The organism is Ignavibacteriales bacterium (assembly GCA_026390595.1).
GTDB lineage: Bacteria > Bacteroidota > Ignavibacteria > UBA10030 > UBA10030 > UBA9647.
The window spans coordinates 56,075-80,161 of record JAPLFQ010000008.1 but is presented as its reverse complement, the minus strand read 5'-3'; the positions used below and the strand labels follow the sequence as shown (position 1 = coordinate 80,161).

The following is a 24,087-nucleotide window of genomic DNA, read 5'->3' as shown; positions in this document are numbered from 1 at the left end:
ACATGACAAACAGACTCTTCGTTCTGCTCTTGAGGTCGATTGTTCTTGTCCTGGTTTCACTCTCGATTGTCACGGCACAAGCGATCATTGATGAGCCAAAGAGGCAGATCTTCAGGATCAACGAGAAGTGGAATTATCTCGAGGACAACCTTGCGACCGTCGAACAACTGAGCCAAACACGCAAGCCATGGATGCAAATCGATCTGCCGCACACATGGAACCAGTTTGACGCTGTCGACCAGGTTCCCGGCTACCGCCGTTCCGCAAGCTGGTACAAAAAGGAGTTGTTTGTTCCTGCAAGTAAGATCAGTCTCCAGTATCTGTTGGAGTTCGAAGGGGTCAACATCAAGAGCGATGTGTACGTCAACGGCTCACGCGCCGGTGGGCACAGTGGCGGATACCTTGCCTTTACAGTTGATATGACCCCCTTTCTGAAGAATGGGGAAACGAACACCATTTTGGTCAGAGCCGACAACTCGTACGATCCGAATGTCATTCCGTCGCAGAAATCTGACTTCCATATCTATGGCGGCATTACCAGAGATGTCTGGTTGAACATTGTGCCGCCGCAATTCGTCGAACGCGTGCTGATCAAAACGCCGAAAGTGACCAGGAAGGAAGCCGAGACAGTCGTGAACGTTTCGATCGCCAACGCCGGGGCCGCAGAGATGAACGGTGAAGTCGAGGCCGTTCTCAAAGATCGCGGAGGAAAAGAAATCGGTCGCAGGTCTGCCAGGGTGAAGCTGTCCAAAGGTACCACGGAATGTGCCTTGACCATGCAGAATGTGAAGAATCCAGATCTCTGGTCGCCATCCGATCCGGCATTATATACCGTGTCAGTATCGCTGAAACAGGCTGGACGGATGATCGACAACGTCGTCGAGCGCATCGGATACCGGTGGTTTGAGTTCCAGGAACATGGACCGTTCTTCTTGAACGGGGAACGCCTGCTGCTGCGCGGGACTCACCGTCATGAAGACTACGCCGGCCTTGCCAGCGCAATGCCCGACAGTCTGCACAGAAAAGATATGACCATGATCAAGGAAATGGGGGCAAATTTCGTGCGCCTTGCACATTACCCTCAGGACCCGGAGGTCTATAAGGCGTGCGACGAGTTGGGAATTCTCGTGTGGGATGAACTCCCCTGGTGCCGCGGTGGTATGGGGGGTGAGGAATGGAAAACGAACACGCGGAGACTCCTCAAAGAACAAATCGTCCAGAATTTCAATCATCCATCGATCATCATTCACTCACTTGGCAACGAGCTCTACTGGCTGCCTGATGTTCCTGGAGGGGATCAGATGGATACTCTCCGCTCCATGATCAAGGAACTGAACACCATCGCTCATGCATTAGACCCGGGACGTGCCACCGCCACGCGGAAATTTACAGAAGGAGCTGACCTTGTTGATCTGGTTTCCCCTTCCATGTGGCCGGGGTGGTACAGCGGAGTCTACACAACGTTCGAGAAGGCGATTACCGATGCGCGAAAAAACTTCGCACGGTGCTTTCACGCTGAGTACGGGGGCGATAGTCACGTTGGCCGGCACACAGAAACTCCGGTCACTGGCGAAGGGATGACAGTCTCCACCGGATGGGAGGAGAATATCAAACCTCAGAAGATCAAGAACATTTCACAAATGAGCGATTGGAGCGAAAACTACATTGTGAACTTGTTCGATTGGTATTTGCATATCTCCGAACAGACGCCGTGGTTCACCGGAAATGCTCAGTGGGCGTTCAAGGATTTTCCAACGCCCCTGCGCCCGGAGAATCCAATACCGTACATCAATCAAAAAGGATTGGTCGACAGATCTGGAAAGCCAAAAGATGCTTACTATGTATTCAAGAGCTATTGGACAACTTCTCCCGAATTCTGTTACATTGAATCTCACACCTGGACGGAGCGAAGCGGCCCGGCCACGGTGAAGCGCGACGTGAAGGTATTCAGCAATTGCGGCGAAGTCGAACTGTTTCTGAATGGTGTCAACCAGGGAAAACGTCTCAAGGACATCAAGAAGTTTCCCGCCAGCGGGCTCAACTGGCAAATCGACTTTCTCTCGGGGAAGAACACCCTGATTGCGATCGGGTACACAAATGGCAAAGCTGCCGCATCCGATACGGTCATCGTGCAGTACACAAACCGAAAGAGCGGGGAAGCAGATCACATCGCGCTGACATCAGAGACGCTGTCTGGTGGAACGATTCTCGTGACGGCGACAGCGGTCGACGCGAACGGTCAACGATGCCTCGAATACAACAAACGGTTATATTTCACGAGTGATGGCGGGGGCGAACTGGTTGTGAACTATGGGACACCAACCCGCAGCTCTGTCATCGAAATGGCAAACGGAAAGGCTCAGATCGAGTTCAAACCGGCTCCGGGCAAGAAAGCGGTGATCGAAGCGCGTAATCAGGACTTCAAAGGCAGTTACGTGATTGTGAATCGATAGGATCCTTCCCATGAGCGCTGTTCGAGATATTGCTCAATCAAGGCTCGGTGACTGCATGCGATGGAAAAGATCTTGAAAGAGTTGGAAAACAAAATCTCAGGGACTATGCAATTCGCCAGAAAATCTCTCGATTCCGTCCTGATAAAACCGGCAGGTCCCGACTGCAATCTTGATTGCACGTACTGTTTCTACCTCGATCGGGCGAACCAGTTTCCGGAAGCGAAGGTCCATCGAATGAGCGAGCACGTTCTTGAAGAAACGGTAAAACAGGTCTTGCAGCAGGGAGGGCGCCACGTCTCGTTCGGGTGGCAGGGCGGAGAGCCAACCCTGGCCGGACTCCCGTTTTTCGAAAAGGCAGTTCAATTTCAGATCAAGTACGGTAACGGGAGGTCTGTCGGAAACGGCCTTCAGACCAATGGAATCCTGCTGGACAAGGATTGGGCCAATTTCCTGAAACAATATAACTTCCTGGTCGGGCTGTCGATAGACGGACCTGAGCACGTCCATGATCACTACCGGGTCTTCAAGGGCGGACAGGCATCGTGGAAGGAAGTTGTAGATCGGGCCAAACTACTCCTCGATGCCGGCGTTGAAGTGAATGCTTTGACTGTTGTTAATGACTATTCGGTTCAGTTTCCCGAAGAGATCTACAATTTCCACAAAGAACTGGGTTTGACCTTCATGCAATTTATTCCGTGCGTGGAGACAGATCCTTCGGATCCTTCAAAGGCAGCACCATTTTCAGTCTCCGCCGAAGCTTATGGCAGATTTCTCGTGAGGCTGTTCGATCTCTGGCAGGCCGATTTCGACGGGCCGGTGGCTACCACTTCCATTCGCTTCTTCGATTCGGTCTTTCACACATATGTCGGCTTGAACGCTCCGGACTGCACACTCCTCAAAACGTGCGGTGTGTATGTTGTGGTGGAGCACAACGGCGATGTCTATGCGTGCGACTTCTTTGTTCAGCCCGAATGGAAACTGGGGAATCTGATGGAAGGAAGCGTCATCGAGATGCTGAACTCGCCGCTGCAGTCAACATTCGGATCGTGGAAGGCTGAACTGCCCGAGAAATGCACACAATGCCAGTGGCTGCGTTCCTGTCAGGGAGGATGCACCAAGGATCGTGTACGGGATCCCCGTGACAACAATCTGAATCACTTTTGCGAGTCGTACATAGCGTTCTTTGAACACGCTGACAGCCGTTTGAAAAAGCTCGCGAGCGATTGGATGCAACAAAACGCCGCCCCGGTTGAACCGGTGTTCGCATCTGGCACGCAGAACCACAAAACTTCAACCGCGATAGACCGGAACGAACCGTGTCCTTGCGGAAGCGGGAAGAAGTACAAGAAATGCTGTGGAAGTGATTTCTGAGTGTTCCACAGTACGGATCATGATTCCACAGACACGCAATTGAGCATCAACGAGTACAGAAGACAACGATCACACGAGAAGGAGCACACAATGGAAGTACGATTCTCAACAGACCCCAGAGGATTTCGATCGATGACGACGGAAGACCTTCGCACATCGTTCCTGATCGAACACCTGTTCACGCCGGACGATATACCGATGGTGTATTCCGATATCGATCGTTCGATCACCGGTTCAGCGGTGCCGGTCAAGGGATCGCTCAAACTCCTCGGAACGAAAAAAGAAATGGCTGCAGAGTATTTCGCAGAACGCAGAGAGATCGGAGTCATCAATACCGGCGGCGATGGAGCGATCGCCATCGACGGAAAAGAATATGCCATGACGTTCAAGGACGCCCTCTACATCGGGCGCGGCGCACGGACGATAGAATTCACGAGTAAGAACCCCGACACGCCGGCAATGTTCTATTTTGTCAGTTATCCGGCGCACAAGGAATTGCCGACGACACACGCGAAGTTTGCCGATGCCGAACCCGCCCGGCTGGGCAGTCAGAAAGATGCCAACAAGCGAACGATCTTCAAATATATTCACCCGAACGGCATCAGGAGCTGCCAGCTCGTCATGGGTCTGACGGAGCTTGAGGAAGGGTGTGTGTGGAATACAATGCCGCCGCATACCCATCAGCGAAGGTCGGAGGTGTACATGTATTTCAACATCGAGCCGACGGCAATGGTTGTGCATCTCATGGGCCAGCCTGAGGAGACGCGACATATCGTGATGCGCAACCGGCAGGCGGTGCTCAATCCAAGCTGGTCGATCCATGCCGGCGTGGGGACACAAGCCTATACGTTCATCTGGGCTATGGGGGGCGAAAACCAGGTATTTGATGACATGGACGGCGTCAAGGTGAACGACCTGGCCTAGCGGCATCACCAGAGCAATGCATCAACAACAGCAGAAACAAAGGAAGACATGAAAACACAATCCCGACTAGTACTCAATGAAGACCGCTTCTTCGATCCGGCTTCGGCCATCAGAAACGCTGCCCGGAAACTCTACAAGTCCGTGAAGGATTTGCCCATCATCAGCCCTCACGGTCATGTGGATCCGAACATTTTTGTGGAAAACAAACCGTTCCCGAATCCTACGGAGCTCTTTCTGGTTCCCGACCACTACATTTTCCGGATGCTGTACTCGCAGGGGATACCACTCGAGTCGCTGGGCATCCCGGCTCTTGACGGATCGAGAGGGGAAACCGATGCCCGAAAGATCTGGAAACTCTTCGGCGATCACTACTACCTCTTCCGCGGCACGCCCACCGGGGCCTGGCTGAACCACGAGTTTTCCGTTGTTTTTGGAATCAAGAAGCACTTCAACGGTTCCACCGCGCTCGACATTTACGATGAGATCAATGCGAAGCTACAGACGCCGAAGTTCAAACCCCGGGCACTCTTTGAGCGATTCAAGATTGCCGTGCTCTCAACCACCGATGCGGCGACGGACACGCTGGAACCTCATCAGAAACTCCGTGAATCCGGATGGAAGGGGAATGTCATTCCCTGCTTCCGGCCGGACGGTGTCACGGATCTGAACAACAAGACCTGGCGGGCGAACGTTGAGCTGCTCGGTGCGCGATCACGGATGGAGGTTACCTCCTACCGTCGGTTCATCCAGGCGTTGGAAAACCGGCGCGCGTTCTTCAAATCCATGGGCGCCGTGTCGACGGATCACGGTGTCTTCTCGCCGGCGACGCATGAATTGACAGAAGGAGAAGCGGAACGCGTATTCCGCAAAGCTCTGATGGGCCAGGCATCGAAGGACGACGCAGCTGTCTTTGCAGCTCACATGCTGATGGAGATGGCGCGCATGAGCGTTGAGGACGGACTGGTCATGCAAATCCATCCGGGCTCCGACCGCAATCACAACAGGACGATCTATGAGAAGTACGGACCGGACAAGGGAAGTGACATCCCGACGCAAACGGAGTACACGCATAACCTCAAAGAGCTTCTCAACAAGTTCGGCAACGACCCGCGTCTGACGGTGATCGTCTTCACGCTGGATGAGACGAGTTACTCGCGCGAGCTTGCCCCCCTCGCCGGCCACTACCCAGCGATGAAGCTCGGTCCCGCCTGGTGGTTCCACGACAGCATCGAAGGGATGACGCGATTCCGTTCCATGGTCACGGAGACCGCCGGTATTTACAATACTGCGGGATTCAATGACGACACCCGTGCGTTTGTCTCGATTCCCGCCCGGCACGACCTGGCGCGGCGCGTCGACGCAAATTTCCTCGCGGGTCTCGTGGCGAAACACATTCTGACACTGGACGAAGCGGGGGAGATGATCTACGACATGGCGAACGGGCTGGTGAAGAAGGCCTACAAGCTCTAGCCGTTTTGCATCAGGCAACGGAAAACCAGACTCCAACGAAAGGGAACACTGCAGATGACCGGATCAATTGAAAGTCCCGAGCACAGTCGATATCGCTGGACGATTTGTGCGTTATTGTTTTTTGCCACAACGATCAACTACATCGATCGCCAGATTCTTTCGCTGCTCAAGCCGATCCTGGACGAGCAGCTGAAATGGACGAACGAAGAATTCGGTCTGGTCAACTCGGCCTTCCAGGGTGCCTATGCCGTTGCTCTTCTCTTCTTTGGGTGGTTTATCGACAAGTACGGAACAAAGGTCGGTTATGCCGTTTCGATCGCCGCATGGAGCCTGGCGGCGCTTGGTCACGCGCTCGTTGTGACCGTCGGAGGTTTTTTCGTTGCCCGCATCGCCCTTGGCCTCGGTGAAGGAGGGAACTTTCCGTCCGCAATCAAGGCTGTGGCTCTCTGGTTCCCGAAGAAGGAACGTGCCCTTGCGACGAGCATTTTCAACTCCGGCACAAACGTCGGTGCGATCATCGCGCCCGCGGTTGTTCCGTGGATAGCGTTCACATGGGGATGGCAGGCTGCGTTCATCGCTGCAGGCCTGGCAGGGTTCCTCTGGTTGCTTTTCTGGTTTCCGCTCTACAATGTTCCTGAAAAAATCAAAAAGCTCTCCGCAAGTGAACTGACGCACATCCGCAGCGACCTCGATCAAGAAAAGACCACAAAGATTCCATGGCTTCAATTGCTGAGCTACCGTCAAACGTGGTCATTTATCGTGGCGAAATTTCTCACCGATCCCGTTTGGTGGTTCTTCCTTATCTGGCTGCCGGACTACTTCAAGCAAACACGTCACCTGGATATCAAATCCAGTTGGGTGCACCTGGTCACGATCTATGCGATTGTCACAGTTCTCAGTATTCTTGGCGGCTGGGTGACGGGTTACCTGACAAAAACGGGCTGGACGGTAACGCGTGCCCGGAAAACCGGTATGCTCGTATTCGCCTTTCTGGTGCTTCCGATCCTGGCAGTGACAGAAGTCGGCGATTGGACGGCGGTCATGCTGATTGGTCTCGCGGGCGCTGCGCACCAGGCATGGTCCGCAAACCTGTTCACCACGGTGTCTGACATGTTTCCGAAGCGCGCGGTGGCATCCGTGATCGGTATTGGCGGCATGGCCGGGGCGATTGGTGGAATGCTGTTCCCGTTCATTACGGGGAGATTGCTGGATGTGTTCAAAGCTTCGGGAAACATCACAGCCGGCTATGCCGTGTTGTTCTCGATCTGTGGATTCGCATACCTGGTTTCGTTTGGCCTGCACCATGTTCTGGCTCCCAAGTTTGAACAATTTGAAATGAAGGAAGCTGCATAGACAGATTGCCGTGTGCCATGGAGAACGCCATCGCACGCACCGTGAATGTTGACCATAAAGGACACTCGTATGAATCTTGCAGACCTCACAAAACAATATGATTTCACAGACCGCACCGTGGTCATCACGGGAGGTGGAGGTGTCTTGTGTGGAGAAATGGCTTGCGCTCTCGTCGGTTGTCATGCCAACGTCGCGATACTGGATCGCGATCCGGCGCTGGCCGATCTGGTGGTACAACGGTTTCAGGGGATCAAGGGGAAGTACCTTGTGGCGAAAGGGGACGTCCTGGACAGGGCAAGTATGGAAGAAGCTGCCGCTGCTGTCATAAAGGAATTCGGCCGCATCGATTGTCTTGTCAACGGCGCCGGAGGGAACAACCCCAAGGCGACGACGAATCCCGAACAGTCATTCTTCAATCTGCCTGCCGAGGCGTTCAAGCTCGTGTCCGATCTGAACCTGCTTGGGACGGTTCTCCCCAGCCAGGTGTTCGGACGATACATGGCGGAGCAGAAGGAGGGGATTATACTTAACGTCTCCTCGATGAACGCATTCCGCCCGCTGACGCGCATCCCGGCCTACTCGGCAGCGAAGGCCGCAGTGAGCAATTTCACGCAATGGCTCGCCGTGCATATGGCGCAGGAGTATTCGCCCAAAATCAGAGTGAACGCCATCGCTCCGGGGTTCTTCCTCACAAACCAGAACAGGTTTCTGCTGACGGACAAGAACACCGGAGAACTTACGGCGCGGGGAAAAAAGATCATGGATCACACGCCCATGGGGCGCTTCGGATCACCGGAGGATTTGCTGGGAGCGACTCTGTGGCTGCTCTCGCCGGCGTCCGCGTTCGTCACCGGCGTCGTTCTTCCGATCGACGGCGGGTTCTCGGCGTACTCCGGTGTGTAGCAATGTGTGGAAAGGATTAACCGCCAAGGCCGCCAAGAGCACCAAGAATCTGGAATAGAAATCAAAAAGCATAAGGAGCAAGTGATGAGCAACGAATTGAATGTGCGTCCCAATGGTGCGCTCGATTTGGTTTCGCTGGGAGCACTGGTTCACAGGCTGGATCCGGGTATCATTCCCTTTCGGAAGGCAACGCAATGCCAGATCCACGTCAGCGGCGGCGAGTTCAACGTGGCCGCGAACCTCGCGGATTGTTTCCGCTTGAACACGGGAATCGCGACGGCGATGGTCGATTATCCCATCGGCGAGCTGATCGCAGAGCGGGTGAGGGCTATGGGTGTGAAGCCTTTCTACAAGCAGTTCAAGCACAATGGCGTCAATGGTCCAAACATGGCCACCGTGTACAGCGACCAGGGGCATGGTGTCCGTCCGCCGGTGGTGTTCTACAACCGGTCCAACGAAGCAGCGGCGCAGTTGAAGCCTGGCGATTTCGATTGGAACGCAATCTTTGCCGGCGGCGTGCGCTGGTTTCACAGCGGTGGTATTTTCGCAGCCTTGTCGGCAACGACGGGAGAAGTGATCATCGAAGGAATGAAGGCGGCAAAAAAGGCAGGGGCCGTCGTCAGCTTCGATTTGAATTTCCGCGAGAAGTTGTGGAATATCTGGGGCGGCTCGCAGAGAGCAGCCGAGGTTGTCAGTCGCATTGTGGAGAATGTCGATGTACTTGTGGGAAATGAAGAAGACTTGCAGAAGGGTCTCGGTATCCCGGGTCCGGAAGTAGCCGCGACGTCATCACTCGATCCGAAGACTTTTTTTGGAATGATTGGTCAGGTCATTGCGCGGCATCCGCAAATCAAAGCGGTTGCTACGACCCTGCGCGAGGTCCATTTGACAAATCGCCATATTTGGTGTGCCGTGGCATGGGTCAACGGAAAGACGTACATTGCACCGACATGTGAGCTGGGTGTGCTTGACCGCGTAGGTGGAGGCGATGGGTTCGCAAGCGGCTTCATCTATGGCTTGCTCAACGGAGAGACCACCGAAGAAGCTGTGAGACTGGGATGGGCACATGGCGCTCTGATGACAACAACCCCCGGTGACACAACCATGGTCACGGTGGAACAGGTCCGGGCCTTCGCCAAAGGCGGATCGGCGCGCATCCAGCGCTGATGCGGCCTCGCACTGAAGGCTGCGATGACCAGGACTGTTTCCCGAACATTGAACTTACGTTTGATTTCCATACATGATCACATACGCAATGCGGAGGAAAGATAATGGCTGAGCACGATAAACATCTGTATATGATCGTTTTCCCCATTAATGCGCTTGTCGCTTCTCAGTTGAAGCCGACCGAATTCGCCGAGCATTACACCATCGGCAGCGCCAAGCACTATAAAGGAAAAGTGATCTTTGCGGAGATCGATATCAACTTCCGGAACCCCTACTTTGATATCGATCACTACCTTGCTCTGACGGTTCCGCACCCCGACGGCCATCCAAAGAAAACCAAATTCATCTCTTCCTACGCCGTCCTGGAGCACGTTGACCTGAAAGCGATGAAAAATCTGTACCTGGTCACGGCGAACGGTAAGTCGCTGGAACTCACGGCAAAGCCGTACGATGCTGTGAACGAGCCCGGACTGGTGCGCATCTATCAGGAAATGACTCCACTCACCAATCTCGTAGCATCGACGCTGGATCAGCGTTCGTTCGGGAAATACATTACCACCGAAACGAAGTCAAAGGGGGCGCCAAAGATCTGCTTCACGCAATATGATTTCAATGTTGCTGAATTCATGGAGAGGAACAAGAATCGTGAGATTATGTCCTCGCCGATCCCGGAGACCAACCCGGCCCGCATTTATGATTTTCTCCTGGAATTGCAGGCAGAACCATCCAAGAAAACGAAGACCATCAGCCTGAGCACGACACTCGTGGAAGCATCGTATGCGCTGATCAAGCATGGATTCTGGTTTGCTGCGCCCGGCGAGTTGTTGTTTTATCCCATGCCGTCGCACTCCGATCTGGAAAACAAGTATTACGATTGGTGGAGATTTGTCCGGTAAATGCACTGGAACGGTGGCGTACGGTTTCGGCGAACCACCGGTCGATTTTGCTGTACCCTTAATCATCGTTCACAAAGCTGTACGACCAAGGAGGTCGGTTAGTTCCGGAGGTTGTTATGAACATACACTTGTACATGCTCTGTTATCGTTTTGAAGCACTGGTGGCATCACACCTTGAGCCTGAAGCGTTCGGTCGCTACATGGCGATGGGTACTCAGAAGAATGCACGCGGCAATGTACTGTTCTTCGAGATAGATCCAACGTTGAAAAATGATCATTTCAAGATGGACGACATCGCGCAACGGTGCACACCGCACCTGGATGGCAGTCCGAAGCGCAGCAAATACATCTCTGTGTACAGAGTCCTTGAGCATCTCCCTCTCTCAGCGTTCGGGAAACTCCATCTCTGCACTGCTGATGGACGCGTCCTGTCGCTCGATTCTTCCCCCTACGATGCGAAGGCTGAGAAATCCGGGTCAAATCTCTATGAAGAACTCTGTCCCGTCTACCCGCTCGTCGTTTCGGCGCTCCCGCCGTCAGGATTTGTGAAATTCATGACCGACCCGAAGAATCCGGTCAGCGTCCCGCGGCTCTTCTTCGTCGATATGCTCCTCGACCGGGATGAACACGGAAAGCTCGCGGGGTATCTCCCTTATCCGGATCCCCTTCACCTGATCGACTGTGTCAACGATCTGGAAAAAGGGAGTGACAAGAAGACCAAGACGGTTTCACGGTCCCCCCGTCACCACGCATTTTTCCGGACGATCCGTCGCGGATTCTTCCTGGGAGATCAGACCGGCCTGAAGTTCTACGAATTCCCTGATCGCCGCATCCTTGAAGTTGAATACGCGAAATGGTGGAGATCAGCTTCGGAGAGCCTCGTTTCGTAATCACGGGTCTCTTGAAAGGATTACATTCTTGTTCACCGCACAAACCCATGGCGACAGCAACCGTTCGTGATTGGTCCGGTTTCGATCGGGGCACACAGCGATGCTGCGTTGTCAGGGAATAATCGTACCAACGGACATACACAAGCATCCTAACGAGAAATGGTCTTAACAATGAAATCGATAAGAAGATACTTTAAATCTGAGGCCGTCCGACGGGCGTACCTGTTCTTGATGATGGTAGTATTTGCCGCTGTGTACATCTGGCAGATTGGCTATAGTCAGGACAGCACGAAAGTCGTTACGGTCGCCACTGAAACCCATCACTTTGAAGCTTTTTCACTCTTCAGCGATCCGAAGTATTCACCGATGGAGATCTTCAGCCTCCTGTCGGTTCTTGGGATCGCCGTTGCGGGACTTTTTTACGCACTTCTCCTCATGAGGCAGGTGAACGCTGCTGATTCCGGCACGGACAAGATGAAGGAAATCGCGGCTGCGGTTCGCGAAGGGGCGAACGCATACCTTGGCGCCCAGTTCAAGCGAATCGGTCCGCTGATTATCCTCATTACCGTTCTGTTGTTTATTACATACACCGGTGCCGTAGAGGCTTTCCGATGGGGGCGGGCGTTCGCTTTCCTCGTGGGAGCGCTCTTCAGTTGGACGGTGGGATTTGTGGGCATGCGTCTTGCCACGACCGGAAACCTCCGCGTTGCAGCAGCGGCGATGCACGGCTATGGAAAAGCAATGCAGCTCGGTTACCGCACCGGGACTGTGACGGGAATGCTCACCGACGGGTTGGGGTTGCTGGGCGGCACGATCATTTTCCTGATCTTCGGTGACAAGGCGTATGAAGCGTTGCTGGGATTTGGATTCGGCGGAACGCTTCTTGCTCTCTTCATGCGCGTCGGCGGCGGCATCTACACAAAAGCGGCTGACGTTGGAGCGGACCTTGTCGGGAAAATCGAAAAAGATCTTCCGGAAGACGATCCGCGCAACGCGGCGACCATCGCGGACAACGTCGGCGACAACGTCGGAGACTGCGCCGGCATGGCTGCCGATATTTTCGAGAGTTATGAAGTCACCATTGTCGCTGCCATGATTCTTGGAATGGCAACGTTCGGGCACAAAGGAGTTATCTTCCCGCTTCTTGTCCGCGGCATCGGCGTCCTCGGGTCCATCATCAGCACCTACACCGTCCGGGCCGGGGAACATGATGCATCAGACAAAGCACTCAAGAGCGTTCATCGCGGATTCTGGATCGGATCGGTGATCAGCGTGGTCGGGTTCTTCGTCCTGGGGTATTTCTATCTCCATTTCGACGCGGCCTATCTACTGCTGAATCCAACAGCCGCCGCTGGTTTCCCCAATGGCGATCCGGGAGCCCTTTCGACGATTTCATCGTGGGGAATTCCAGGCCTCGATCTGCGACCGGCATGGACCTGTCTCATCGGCGTCTTCCTTGCGGTCGCGCTGAACAAGGTCACCAGTTACTATACGCACACGGCGCACGCTCCGGTGAAGAGTCTGGCGAAAGCCTGCACAACCGGTCACGCCACAAACATCATTCAGGGATTTGCGGTCGGATACGAGAGCACGGTGGCAACGATCATCGTGATTGCGACTGCGATCATGCTTTCCGTCCTCGTCTATGCGGGCACTCCGCCGCTGTTTGTCGCCTACGGCATCGCAATGACGGGTATCGGCATGTTGACGCTCACCGGGAACACGATCTCGATGGACGTGTTCGGACCTGTGGCCGACAACGCCAACGGCATCGGAGAGATGGGATATGAACCGAAGGAGATGGAAGCGGCGAACCCGGGAAGTTACAAGCGCGCCCGACAGATCCTTGCCGACCTTGACGCTGTCGGGAACACAACAAAAGCGGAGACCAAAGGGATCGCAATCGGTTCCGCAGTCATCGCCGCCGTCTCGCTCTTTGCAAGCTTCATCGCGGTGATCGCGGTGGGAAGTGAAGACAAGATCAGTGAGATGACAACAGCGCAGTACCTTATCGAAGCCGGAAAGCTCACCGTCGCTGATCCCATGGTCTTCATCGGGTTCCTCATCGGCGGCGCCGTTCCATTCCTGTTCAGCAGCATGCTCATACGTGCTGTGGGGCGCGCAGCGTTCGATATCGTCCGCGAATGCCGCGAGCAGTTCCGCGATCCTGAGATCTGGGAAGGCACGAAGAAACCGGACTACGGCCGCGTGGTTGATATTTGCACCAACACGGCACAGAAAGAACTCATCGGTCCGGGATTTCTCGCAATCATGGCTCCTTTGCTTGTGGGATTCCTGCTTGGACCGTATGCGTTGGGAGGATTTCTGGCCGGCATGATCCTCACCGGTCAGCTCCTCGCTGTCTTTATGTCGAACGCTGGCGGTGCCTGGGACAATGCAAAGAAGCTGATTGAAGACGGCATCTACGGCGGCAAGGGATCCGACGCGCACAAGGCAGCAGTCACCGGTGATACAGTCGGTGATCCGCTGAAGGACACTGCAGGTCCGGCCGTGAATCCACTGATCAAGGTCATGAACATGGTCAGCTTGCTTGCATTGGGACTGGTGCTCCAATACAACGTAATTGCGCCGAAGCTTGCAGCGCCCGGAACGGAATGGGCGATGAAGACGATCGGTGGGATGGCGGCGCTGCTGTGTGCGTTGGCAATTGCGTGGGCAGTCTGGCAGAGCAAGCGGGAAGGGACCGAGATCACGGATTTTGAAACGAAAGCGAAACCCGCAAAGAAGGGCAGAAAAACCCGGTAAGAAGTCAGGAGCAACACCACATAACCGTAACGGGAAGGTCCATCAATGGGCGTGAAAGTACTCGTAGCATCCAGCACTGAGTTCGATCTCCTCGCATTGGGGGAGTGCATGATTCGATTGAGTCCACCCGGACATCAGCGCATCGAGATCACTCCGGTCTTTGAAGCATACGCCGGAGGGGGAGAATACAACGTTGCGTACGCTCTTTCGCGCTACGGGATGAGAACGAGTTGGATATCACGTCTCGTGGACAATCCGCTCGGTCACTTCATTCAAAATCACGCTCGCACGAGTGGCATGGATCTCAGCGAAGTCATCTGGGTGCCGTATGACGGGTCGGGCCGCACTGACCGGATCGGACTCAACTTCACAGAGGTTGGCATTGGCGTGCGTGCGAGTGTGACGCTCTACGATCGCGGCCACACAGCGGTGGCCCACATGAAATCCGGTGACGTGGACTGGAAACGGATCTTTCAACAACGGAAAGTCCGGTGGTTTCACACCGGGGGAATTTTCACCGCCCTCAGCGACAACTGCGCAGCCGTGGCGTTCGAATCGATGAAGGCAGCGCACGAAGCCGGCACCATCGTGAGCTACGACCTCAACTTCCGTAGCAAGCTCTGGTCGTCGAAGAAAGCGATCGACGAAACAAAGAAACTGATGCCGTTCATCGACGTGCTCATCGGCAACGAAGAAGATTTCCAGCAAGTTCTCGGGTTCCAGGTGGAAGGAACAGATGAACACCTGAAACAGCTGCCGATCGATGGGTACAAGAAAATGGTGCAGCAGGTGGTACGCGCGTACCCGCACATACAAGCTGTGGGGACCACGCTTCGTGAGGTCGTGAGCGGCCTCGTCAACAACTGGTCTGCCATCATGTATTATGACGGTGTCTTCTATCAATCGCGGAAGTACGAGAACCTCGAAATTGAAGACAGAGTCGGCGGCGGTGACGGGTTCTGCAGCGGATTTGTGTACGGCTTGTTGCATGACATGGCGCCCCAGGAGTGCGTGGAGATGGGTGCGGCGCACGGTGCGCTGCTGCAATCCACCCGCGGTGATACGAGCATGGTCACCATGGAAGAAATCAAACACGTGATGGGCGGGGGTTCCGCAAGGATCAAACGGTAGTTCGACGGAGAACCATGGTATTCTATCATAGAGGATCCGAGGATGATGTCCTCCGTGAGGAGGATCTGAGGGCCGGACTACAAGAGGCGCTCGGGAAACTGGGAGCTAGGAAGAAAGTTCTGGCCATTCCGCCGGATTACACGCGGTTTCATTCTCATGCCGGCATCCTGACCCGTCTTGCCTGGGAGTATTACAGGGAACGGCTCACGGATATTCTTCCTGCTCTCGGCACTCATTCGCCCATGCAGGAGAAGGATATACGGTCGATGTTCGGTGAGACCCCTCTCGGACTCTTCCGGATCCACGATTGGCGAAATGACATTGTGACGCTTGGAGAGGTCCCCGCAGAGTTTATCCGGCAGCAGTCTGAGGGGAAACTCAGCTATTCCTGGAAAGCGCAGGTTAACAAGCTGCTTGTGGAGGGCGGGTTTGATCTGATTCTTTCGGTCGGACAGATTGTGCCCCACGAGGTGGTGGGCATGGCAGGCCACAACAAGAATATTTTTGTTGGAACCGGCGGGCAGGAAGGCATCAACAAGAGTCATTTCCTCGGCGCGGTCTATGGGATGGAACGGATGATGGGGCGTGCCGACACCCCCGTGCGGAGAGTGCTCAACTACGCGTCCGAGAATTTTGCACAACACCTGCCGATCGTGTATGTACTGACTGTGGTCGCACGAGGGGCAGACGGTCAGCTGAAAGTGCGGGGCTTGTTTGTCGGAGACGATGCGGAGTGCTTCCACCAGGCAGCGGCGCTATCCCTGAAGGTGAATTTCCAGATACTTGACGAACCGCTCAGGAAAGTGGTGGTATACCTGGATCCGTCTGAATTTAAGAGCACGTGGCTCGGCAATAAAAGTGTGTATCGGACCAGGATGGCAATCGCCGATGGGGGGGAACTCATCGTGTTGGCCCCCGGCCTGAAAGAATTTGGCGAGGACAAGCAGATCGATGTCCTTATACGCAAGTACGGATATGTGACCACCCCTGAAGTGTTGCGGTATGTAGAGAGCACGGAAGATCTGAAACATAACCTGAGTGCTGCTGCCCACCTCATCCACGGCTCGTCTGAGGGACGTTTCTCGATCACGTACTGCCCGGGACATCTCACGAAACAGGAAATTGAGAGCGTCAACTTCCACTACGCCGATTTGAACACGATGATGGCGAAGTACAACCCGGGCACGCTGAGCGAAGGATTCAACACAATGCCCGATGGCGAGAAAGTATTCTTTGTCTCAAATCCCGCATTGGGGCTTTGGGCTCACCGGGATCGATTTCGATAGCAGAGGGAGCATCGTTCCACGTCAGCCTTCACAGTATCTCACCGAACGAATCGAATGAAAGTTGTCATCGATAGGAACATTCCGTTTATCAAGGGAGTGCTCGAGCCGCACGCCGAGGTCCTTTATCTCGAGGGGCATGAGATCGGACAGGCGGACATCCGGGATGCCGACGCGCTGATCGTCCGCACACGGACGAAATGCACACGGAAATTGCTGGAAGGGACCCGGGTCAGGTTTATTGCCTCGGCGACAATCGGGTTTGATCATATCGACACTGCATTCTGTAATGCGAACAAGATTTTCTGGACGAACGCCGCCGGCTGCAATGCATCCTCTGTCCAGCAGTACGTTGCCGCGGCGCTCTTTCACCTTGCCGAACAGCACCGGTTTGAGCTTGCTCAGAAAACCATCGGCATCGTAGGTGTCGGAAACGTCGGCCGCAAGGTGGCGAAGCTCTGCCAGGCGCTCGGGATGAGAGTGTTGTTGAACGATCCCCCGCGCGAACGTCACGAGGGATCAAAGGATTTCGTATCGCTCGATACGCTCATCGACCAGTCGGATATTGTCACGTTTCATGTTCCTTTGAATCCCGATGGCCCGGACAAAACGCTGCACATGGTGGATGAACGACTGCTTGCGAAATTCAGAAAAGATCACATCCTCATCAATTCGTCCCGGGGGGAAGTGGTGGATGGTGAAGCACTGAAATCGGTTCTGAAAAGCAGGCCGATGAAGGACACGGTGCTGGATGTATGGGAGCATGAACCCGATATCGACCCGGATCTTCTTCGCCTCGCTGGAATCGCGACGCCGCATATTGCCGGCTATTCCGCAGATGGAAAAGCCAACGGCACAGCGATGAGTGTGCAGGCATTCAGTCGTTTCTTCGGATTGGATCTTCACGAATGGTACCCTGAAAAAGTGCCATTGCCCGCAAGCACGACGCTCGAAGTTGAGTGCGCCAACCAGAGCACGCAGAACGTGGTCGCGGGTCTCGTGAAGCGCACGTATGACGTACTTACAGATGATGCCAGACTCCGGATGTTTCCGGCGGCATTTGAGAAGCAGCGCGGTGAGTATCCGTTACGGAGGGAGTTCCCGACGTACACCGTCAGGTTGCTCCATGCACGCGATGGACTGGAGCCGATCGTGAAGGCAATAGGATTCAAAACACTACACTAGACACAACAACAGAAAGCAAAAGCATGCAACAACAAGCTGATTTCGGACTCGTTGGATTGGCGGTGATGGGAGAAAACCTTGTCTTGAATATTGAAAGCCGCGGGTTTACAGTTGCGGTGTTTAACCGGACCGTCGACAAAGTTGATCATTTCATTCAGGGGCGTGCTCAGGGAAAGAAGATCCTCGGCGCGCATTCGATCGCCGAGCTCGTGGCTTCCCTCAAAAAGCCTCGCCGGGTTATGCTCATGGTGAAAGCCGGGAAACCGGTCGATGAATTCATCGAGCAGATTATTCCGCACCTGGATGCCGGCGATATCATTATCGATGGCGGGAATTCGCACTTCCCCGACACCATCCGAAGGACAAAGTACCTTGAGTCGAAGGGGTTCTTGTACATCGGGACGGGCGTTTCCGGAGGTGAGGAAGGAGCACTGAAGGGTCCATCGATCATGCCAGGGGGCTCTCCGGCGGCCTGGCCTCAGGTGAAGCCCGTTTTCCAATCCATCGCCGCCAAAGTGGCAGATGGAACCCCATGTTGTGATTGGGTGGGAAACGACGGAGCGGGGCATTTCGTCAAAATGGTCCATAACGGAATCGAATACGGCGACATGCAGCTCATCTGCGAGGCCTATCAGATCATGCACGAATTGCTGGGTATGAACGCTGGCGAGATGCACGAAGTCTTTAAGGGCTGGAACAAAGGGGACCTTGACAGCTATCTGATTGAAATTACGCGGGACATCCTTGACTACAAAGACGTAGATGGCCAGCCGCTCGTGGACAAGATTCTCGATACCGCGGGCCAAAAGGGGACAGGAAAATGGACGAGTGTGACTTCGCTCGATCTCGGAATCCCGCTCACATTGATCAGCGAATCCGTGTTTGCGCGTTGTCTTTCTGCTATTAAAGAAGAACGGGTGGCGGCGTCCGGCGTGCTGAAAGGCCCCGCCACGAAGTTTACGGGCGACAAGAAGGCGTTTCTTGGGGATCTTGAGAAGGCTCTCTACGCGTCCAAAATTGTCTCGTACGCCCAGGGCTTCACCCTGATGCGTGCGGCGGCGGATGAATTCAAATGGAATCTGAACTATGGCGGCATCGCGCTCCTGTGGCGTGGCGGCTGCATCATCCGCTCGGCGTTCCTCGGCAAGATCAAGGAGGCATTCGAGAAAAACCCGACGCTTGCAAACCTGTTGCTCGATCCGTTCTTCAAGGAGAAGATCGCAGCATCGCAGGAAGCATGGCGGCGCGTGATCGCGACCGCAGTGATGCATGGAGTCTGGATTCCCGCATTTTCCACGGCACTGAACTATTTCGATGGGTATCGCAACGCACGCCTGCCGGCAAACCTTCTGCAGGCGCAGCGCGACTATTTTGGAGCACATATGTTTGAGCGGATCGATAAGCCGCGCGGAGAGTTCTTCCATACGAATTGGACCGGCCGCGGAGGAGACACAGCATCGTCGACCTATATCGTGTAACAGCAGGGCGATGTCGTTCGACAACATGAAGCACTTTGACAAAGAGAACGGAGAAACGCATGATACTGGAAAAATATTCCATTGGAGTTGGTGACAGGTTTGGACATCAGGGCGCGGCACAGCTGCAGGCGCTCGAACACGCCGCTCAGCGCGGTGTACAGATAGTACCCGTGTGGAACAAATCATTCCGAGAACATACAATCGTTGGAACAAAACCCGCCGACACGAGAATCGCGGCTGATTCCGCAGTCAAGGAACGCAGCTGGCGCTATGCGCACTACGTCGACGCAGATCATATCAGCTTGAAGAATGTTGATCTGTTCCTCGATTCGAGCAACTTCTATACACTCGATGTGGCTGATTTCATCGGTAAAGCGGCGGAGGAGAAGGACATTGAAGCATTCGTCCGATCGATGATGAAGCATACCGCTGCGTTTCCGCTGGCCGGTGTTCATACGACGACGAAGGTAACGGAAGACGATCTGTATGCAATCGGGCGGAAGTACCTCTTCGCGGTGAAAGAGGCCGGCAGAATCTACCGGCACATCGCTACGAAGAAGGGGGAGGAAAATTTTGTGGCCGAGGTGTCGACGGACGAGGCAAACGAACCGCAGACGCCCGCACAGTTGTTTTTCATTCTGGCTGCGCTTGCGGAAGAAGGTGTGCGCGTACAAACGATCGCGCCGAAGTTCACCGGCTCGTTCCTGAAGGGAATCGACTACGTCGGGAGCGTAGAGAAATTCACGACAGAGTTCGAGGAGGATCTGCTGGTGATTGAGCATGCAATCAAGACGTTCGATCTTCCCAAGAACCTCAAGCTGAGCGTACATTCCGGCAGCGATAAGTTCTCGCTCTATCCGGTGATCCGCCGTGCCATGCAAAAGCAAAATGCAGGCTTGCATTTGAAGACAGCTGGGACGACGTGGCTGGAAGAACTCATCGGTCTGGCGTCTGCCGGTGGAGAGGGACTGAAGATTGCACAGGAAATTTACGCAACTGCTTTCAGCAGGATCGACGAGCTGTGCAAACCGTACGAAACCGTCATCAATATCGACAGGTCGAAGCTTCCCGATCCTCAGAAAATCCAGACATGGGGAAGTGACGACTATGCGTGCGCGCTCAGACACAATCAGACAGATCCCCGATACAATCTCCATTTCAGGCAATTGCTTCATGTTGGGTACAAAGTTGCCGCGGAAATGGGGGATCGCTACATTGGAATGTTGGTGAAGTACCGGGACACGATTGCCAACAACGTTTCCGAAAACCTCTATCAAAGGCATATCGTACCGCTGTTTTTTGGTACCTGAGCCTGTGCTGTAGGCCGGAATCTCATCTTCACCCGAAGGGGCGCTCGTTCTCGTGCTTTTGCAATATTGAGAACGGCGCCCTTTCTGTTGGCCTCAAGTCCCTGAAAACACTTGACAAAACCCGTTTCTTTTCTTAAAGTAGTGTCGCACCGTCATCGGTAAAGTAAACGATTAAGTAACATCAGAGCGCCTGGGTTTCCGCTCATCCGAACCATCGAACCAGATTCGCATCGTCCACGCGAAAAAAGGGTTGCACCGAACCTCCAACCATGCTCTCATCTATAATCAGGAAGCCGAAATCCGAGGCTGATCAATGTGTTCCCGCTCCTGAGCGGCGAGTAAGCAGCCTCTTCACGTTTCCCGATGTTGATTTGCCAAACTCAAATCCTGCACTGGAGTTATCATGAAGTCTTCGCTCTCCATACTTCTCCTTGTTATCATTGTTCTCCTTCTTCCTGCTGCCCTTTTCGGCCAGGCCACTCTCCGGGGTGTTGTCACTGACACGCTCACGCAGGAGAAACTCGTCGGAGTCAATGTTGTTCTCGTTGGTACCGGAATGGGGAACGCGACGAACATCGAAGGTGAATACGCCATCACGGGAATTCCTCAAAAAGTTTATAGTATCCGGATCTCCTGCATCGGTTACGAAGTGAAGACGATTGAAGTGGACTTCTCAAAGAACCCGGCGAAACGGCTGGATGTGAAACTGAATTCCACCGTCATCCAGGGTCAGGAAGTTGTTGTCACCGCACAGATGCGCGGCCAGGTCGCGGCGATGAACCAACAGATCGCCTCAAACACGATCATCAATGTTGTCTCTGAACAAAAGATCAGAGAATTGCCGGATGCAAATGCTGCGGAATCCATCGGTCGTTTGCCCGGAGTTTCCATCCTCCGCTCCGGCGGCGAAGCGAACAAGGTCATACTCCGCGGCCTCAGCGACAAGTTTACAACCGTCACCATTGATGGCGTCAAAATAGCCGCGACAGACGCAGATTCACGCGGTGTCGACCTGAGCACAATCTCTCAGGGCTCATTGTCCGGTATCGAGTTGTCTAAAGCGCTCACTCCGGACAAAGACGCCGATGCGATTGCGGGGAGCGTCAACCTCGTTACGAAAAGGGCGCCCTCCAAAAGACAATTGCAAGCTGACATCAAGGGGGATTACAACAGACTGATGAATTCTGCGAAGCAATATGACCTGAGCCTTCGCTACGGAGAGCGCTTCTTTGACGGGATCCTCGGAGTGCAGGTGAGCGGAAACCTGGAGAACAGGATTCGGAGCAACGAACAGACGACAATCAATTATTCAGACCGCTACGATATCCGTCCAGCCACCTACTTCGTGAGCAATTTCAAGCTGCAGTTTGTCGATGAAGTCAGAAAGCGCGACGGGGGGACGCTGTTGCTTGATGTGAATACTCCGGACAGCGGATCTGTCCGCATGAGCGTAAACTACAACGGCACGCAGCGGGGATACAACACGTTTATGAGAAACTATCCCACAAACAATGCCGGCAGCACTCCCGTCTACTACGAGACCGAAGCCCGGGACCAGAAGGTGACGGCGTTCAATACTTCTGTCCGCGGAGAGAATTTTCTTCAGGGGTTGAGCTTCACGTGGGGCGGAGCCTACGCCCGGTCGGTTGCTGATTTGCCCTTCGACTACTATCTGGATTATTTCGAAGCAATCGGCAGGCGCGATGCGGCCGGGCATGCGACGTCTGGGATGGATCTTCCCCCCAATCTGTATATCCAATCGAATCCCGAAGTCGTTATTCCCTACGCCGTGAACAATTTTGCAGTTGCCGCTATTGACTCCGGCATCTTCAGCACCGAGCGAAACAGCCAGACTGAGCGAAGCGGATACCTCGATGGGAAGGGAAAATACACGCTCGGTGACATGTTTGCCGGCGAGGTGAAAATGGGGGGAAAATACAAGTACACGACGAGGACCAAGGAATCATCCAGACTTTTCGCACCATACTATCTGGGCTTTGCCTGGCAACCGAAGAACCTCACGGGCACCCGGTTTGATTCGTTCTACAAGCGATACCTTGCAAACAGTCAGGTACGCAGCCCTTCGCTCACGGACTTCCTTGATCCTTCTCCGGCGATAAGGGATCTTTTCAATCGCTATACGCTCAATCCTCTCATGAACAGTGATGCTGTTCGGGAATGGTACAATCTGAACAAGAACGGGACCGCAGCGGGGACCGAATACTATACGGACAACACCGCCGACCTTGACTACTATAATATCACGGAACGGTTGGGGGCGGGCTATCTGATGAACACCTTGAATATTGGGCGGGATGTCACTTTTATCGCGGGTTTGCGCGTTGAAAGTGAGTCGAACGACTACGTTTCGCGGTTTGTCCCGGGCACTGGCTCACTCGGAGGCTTTCCGACTCCGACCGGAGTTGTGAAGGACACGACAACGAAATATGAAGAGACGATCTGGCTGCCGAATTTTCACCTGACGGTTCGACCTGCCGAATTTCTCAACGTTCGTCTCGCAGCGTACAAAGCCATTGCCAGACCCGACTACAACGCACGGTTGATCAAGCTTTTTGCTCAGTCGGCCGCGTCAGCGTCTCTCATCGTTGGCAATCCTACCCTGAGGGTATCCAAAGCCTGGAACTACGAAGTGAACACGTCGATTTTCAGCAACACAATTGGTCTTGTCTCTGTCTCCGCGTTCTACAAGGAGATATCAGACGACGTGCACATACTCAGCCAGGGGGGAATTGTCGGTCCGAGGTTCCTTGACAGCCTTGGGATTCACTGGAATACAGCCCTGACAAAAGGGGGATATCAGCTGACCGTTCCCTACAATTCCTCGAAGCCGACAAAGGTGTGGGGATTTGAATTTGAACATCAGGCAAACCTCAGTTTCCTGCCGAGCTATCTGCAGTTCCTGGTGCTGTCGTACAATTTCTCCATCGTGCGATCGGAAGCGCATCTCGTTGCGACCCTCATCGACACGAATTGGGTCGTCCAGCATACAGACTTCGGTGATATTGCGACGCCATTTTATTCCAACCGCATCATCGATCGCGTGCAGAAGTTGGATGGACAGCCGGAGTTCTATGGAAATGTGGCGCTCGGCATCGATGTCGGTGATTTCTCCGCCCGCATGTCGGTGTTCTACCAGGGGCAGTTCAATCGAACCTTTTCGCCGGGAGGATTGACGGACGGTATTACCGGTAAGTACACGCGTTGGGATCTGACGGTCAAACAACGATTCTCGGATCATGTTGCTTTGCTTATGAGTGTCAGCAATCTGATGAATGTCGAAGAAAGTACGTACACGACGAACAGGGTGTACGACTGGACGAGGCTCAATGTCAGCCAGCGGTACGGCATGACGGCGGACTTCGGTGTGAGGGTGGATTTTTAAGGATACGACTATGGGTGGGATGGCGTTCGACCACAGAGCCCCCCTCCTGATGAATGGCAACACGAATGTGGTTCTTCTCCCATAACTCAATACACCTACACTTA

The 24,087-nt window shown here is 54.1% G+C and carries 16 protein-coding genes; all 16 read left to right on the top strand.

Translation table 11 applies throughout. The annotated features are described in order from the left end of the window. The first annotated feature begins 2 nt into the window (after nucleotides 1–2). The 16 genes from NTU47_03395 (at nucleotide 3) to NTU47_03320 (ending at nucleotide 23,983) form a co-directional block, all read left to right on the top strand. Nucleotides 3–2,453: a DUF4982 domain-containing protein gene (locus NTU47_03395; GenBank protein MCX6132838.1), complete on the top strand. Its 2,451-nt coding sequence runs from the start codon at nucleotides 3–5 to the stop codon at nucleotides 2,451–2,453. Between the two features lie 60 nt (nucleotides 2,454–2,513). Continuing rightward, entirely contained in the window at nucleotides 2,514–3,824 is a 1,311-nt protein-coding gene (locus NTU47_03390) for an anaerobic sulfatase maturase (GenBank protein ID MCX6132837.1), read from the top strand. 90 nt (nucleotides 3,825–3,914) lie between these two features. Beyond that, nucleotides 3,915–4,748, top strand: a complete 834-nt coding sequence (gene kduI, locus NTU47_03385; GenBank protein MCX6132836.1) for a 5-dehydro-4-deoxy-D-glucuronate isomerase — start codon at nucleotides 3,915–3,917, stop codon at nucleotides 4,746–4,748. A 48-nt stretch (nucleotides 4,749–4,796) separates the two neighbouring features. Further along, nucleotides 4,797–6,218, top strand: a complete 1,422-nt coding sequence (uxaC, locus tag NTU47_03380) for a glucuronate isomerase (protein ID MCX6132835.1) — start codon at nucleotides 4,797–4,799, stop codon at nucleotides 6,216–6,218. Between the two features lie 54 nt (nucleotides 6,219–6,272). Further along, nucleotides 6,273–7,571 (top strand): MFS transporter, encoded by a 1,299-nt coding sequence (locus NTU47_03375; protein ID MCX6132834.1) that lies wholly within the window; start codon nucleotides 6,273–6,275, stop codon nucleotides 7,569–7,571. A gap of 69 nt (nucleotides 7,572–7,640) precedes the next feature. Beyond that, entirely contained in the window at nucleotides 7,641–8,474 is an 834-nt protein-coding gene (locus NTU47_03370) for an SDR family oxidoreductase (protein MCX6132833.1), read from the top strand. 84 nt (nucleotides 8,475–8,558) lie between these two features. Beyond that, nucleotides 8,559–9,641, top strand: a complete 1,083-nt coding sequence (locus tag NTU47_03365) for a sugar kinase (protein ID MCX6132832.1) — start codon at nucleotides 8,559–8,561, stop codon at nucleotides 9,639–9,641. A 104-nt stretch (nucleotides 9,642–9,745) separates the two neighbouring features. After that, complete coding sequence (locus NTU47_03360) at nucleotides 9,746–10,537, top strand: hypothetical protein (protein MCX6132831.1); 792 nt, start codon at nucleotides 9,746–9,748, stop codon at nucleotides 10,535–10,537. 116 nt (nucleotides 10,538–10,653) lie between these two features. Next, nucleotides 10,654–11,427: a hypothetical protein gene (locus NTU47_03355; GenBank protein MCX6132830.1), complete on the top strand. Its 774-nt coding sequence runs from the start codon at nucleotides 10,654–10,656 to the stop codon at nucleotides 11,425–11,427. Between the two features lie 171 nt (nucleotides 11,428–11,598). Next, nucleotides 11,599–14,193: a sodium-translocating pyrophosphatase gene (locus tag NTU47_03350; GenBank protein ID MCX6132829.1), complete on the top strand. Its 2,595-nt coding sequence runs from the start codon at nucleotides 11,599–11,601 to the stop codon at nucleotides 14,191–14,193. 45 nt (nucleotides 14,194–14,238) lie between these two features. Further along, entirely contained in the window at nucleotides 14,239–15,324 is a 1,086-nt protein-coding gene (locus NTU47_03345) for a sugar kinase (protein ID MCX6132828.1), read from the top strand. A 14-nt stretch (nucleotides 15,325–15,338) separates the two neighbouring features. Then, the gene (locus NTU47_03340) at nucleotides 15,339–16,610 is read left to right on the top strand and encodes a lactate racemase domain-containing protein (GenBank protein ID MCX6132827.1); all 1,272 of its coding nucleotides are present in this window, start codon (nucleotides 15,339–15,341) and stop codon (nucleotides 16,608–16,610) included. 54 nt (nucleotides 16,611–16,664) lie between these two features. Then, nucleotides 16,665–17,792: a 4-phosphoerythronate dehydrogenase PdxB gene (gene pdxB, locus NTU47_03335; protein MCX6132826.1), complete on the top strand. Its 1,128-nt coding sequence runs from the start codon at nucleotides 16,665–16,667 to the stop codon at nucleotides 17,790–17,792. Nucleotides 17,793–17,815: 23 nt separating this feature from the next. Continuing rightward, a complete protein-coding gene (gnd, locus tag NTU47_03330) occupies nucleotides 17,816–19,270 on the top strand; it encodes a decarboxylating NADP(+)-dependent phosphogluconate dehydrogenase (protein MCX6132825.1) in 1,455 nt (484 codons plus the stop codon). 59 nt (nucleotides 19,271–19,329) lie between these two features. Continuing rightward, complete coding sequence (locus tag NTU47_03325) at nucleotides 19,330–20,580, top strand: tagaturonate epimerase family protein (protein MCX6132824.1); 1,251 nt, start codon at nucleotides 19,330–19,332, stop codon at nucleotides 20,578–20,580. Between the two features lie 403 nt (nucleotides 20,581–20,983). After that, nucleotides 20,984–23,983, top strand: coding sequence for a TonB-dependent receptor (locus NTU47_03320; protein MCX6132823.1), 3,000 nt, complete (start codon nucleotides 20,984–20,986; stop codon nucleotides 23,981–23,983). Nucleotides 23,984–24,087: the final 104 nt, after the last annotated feature.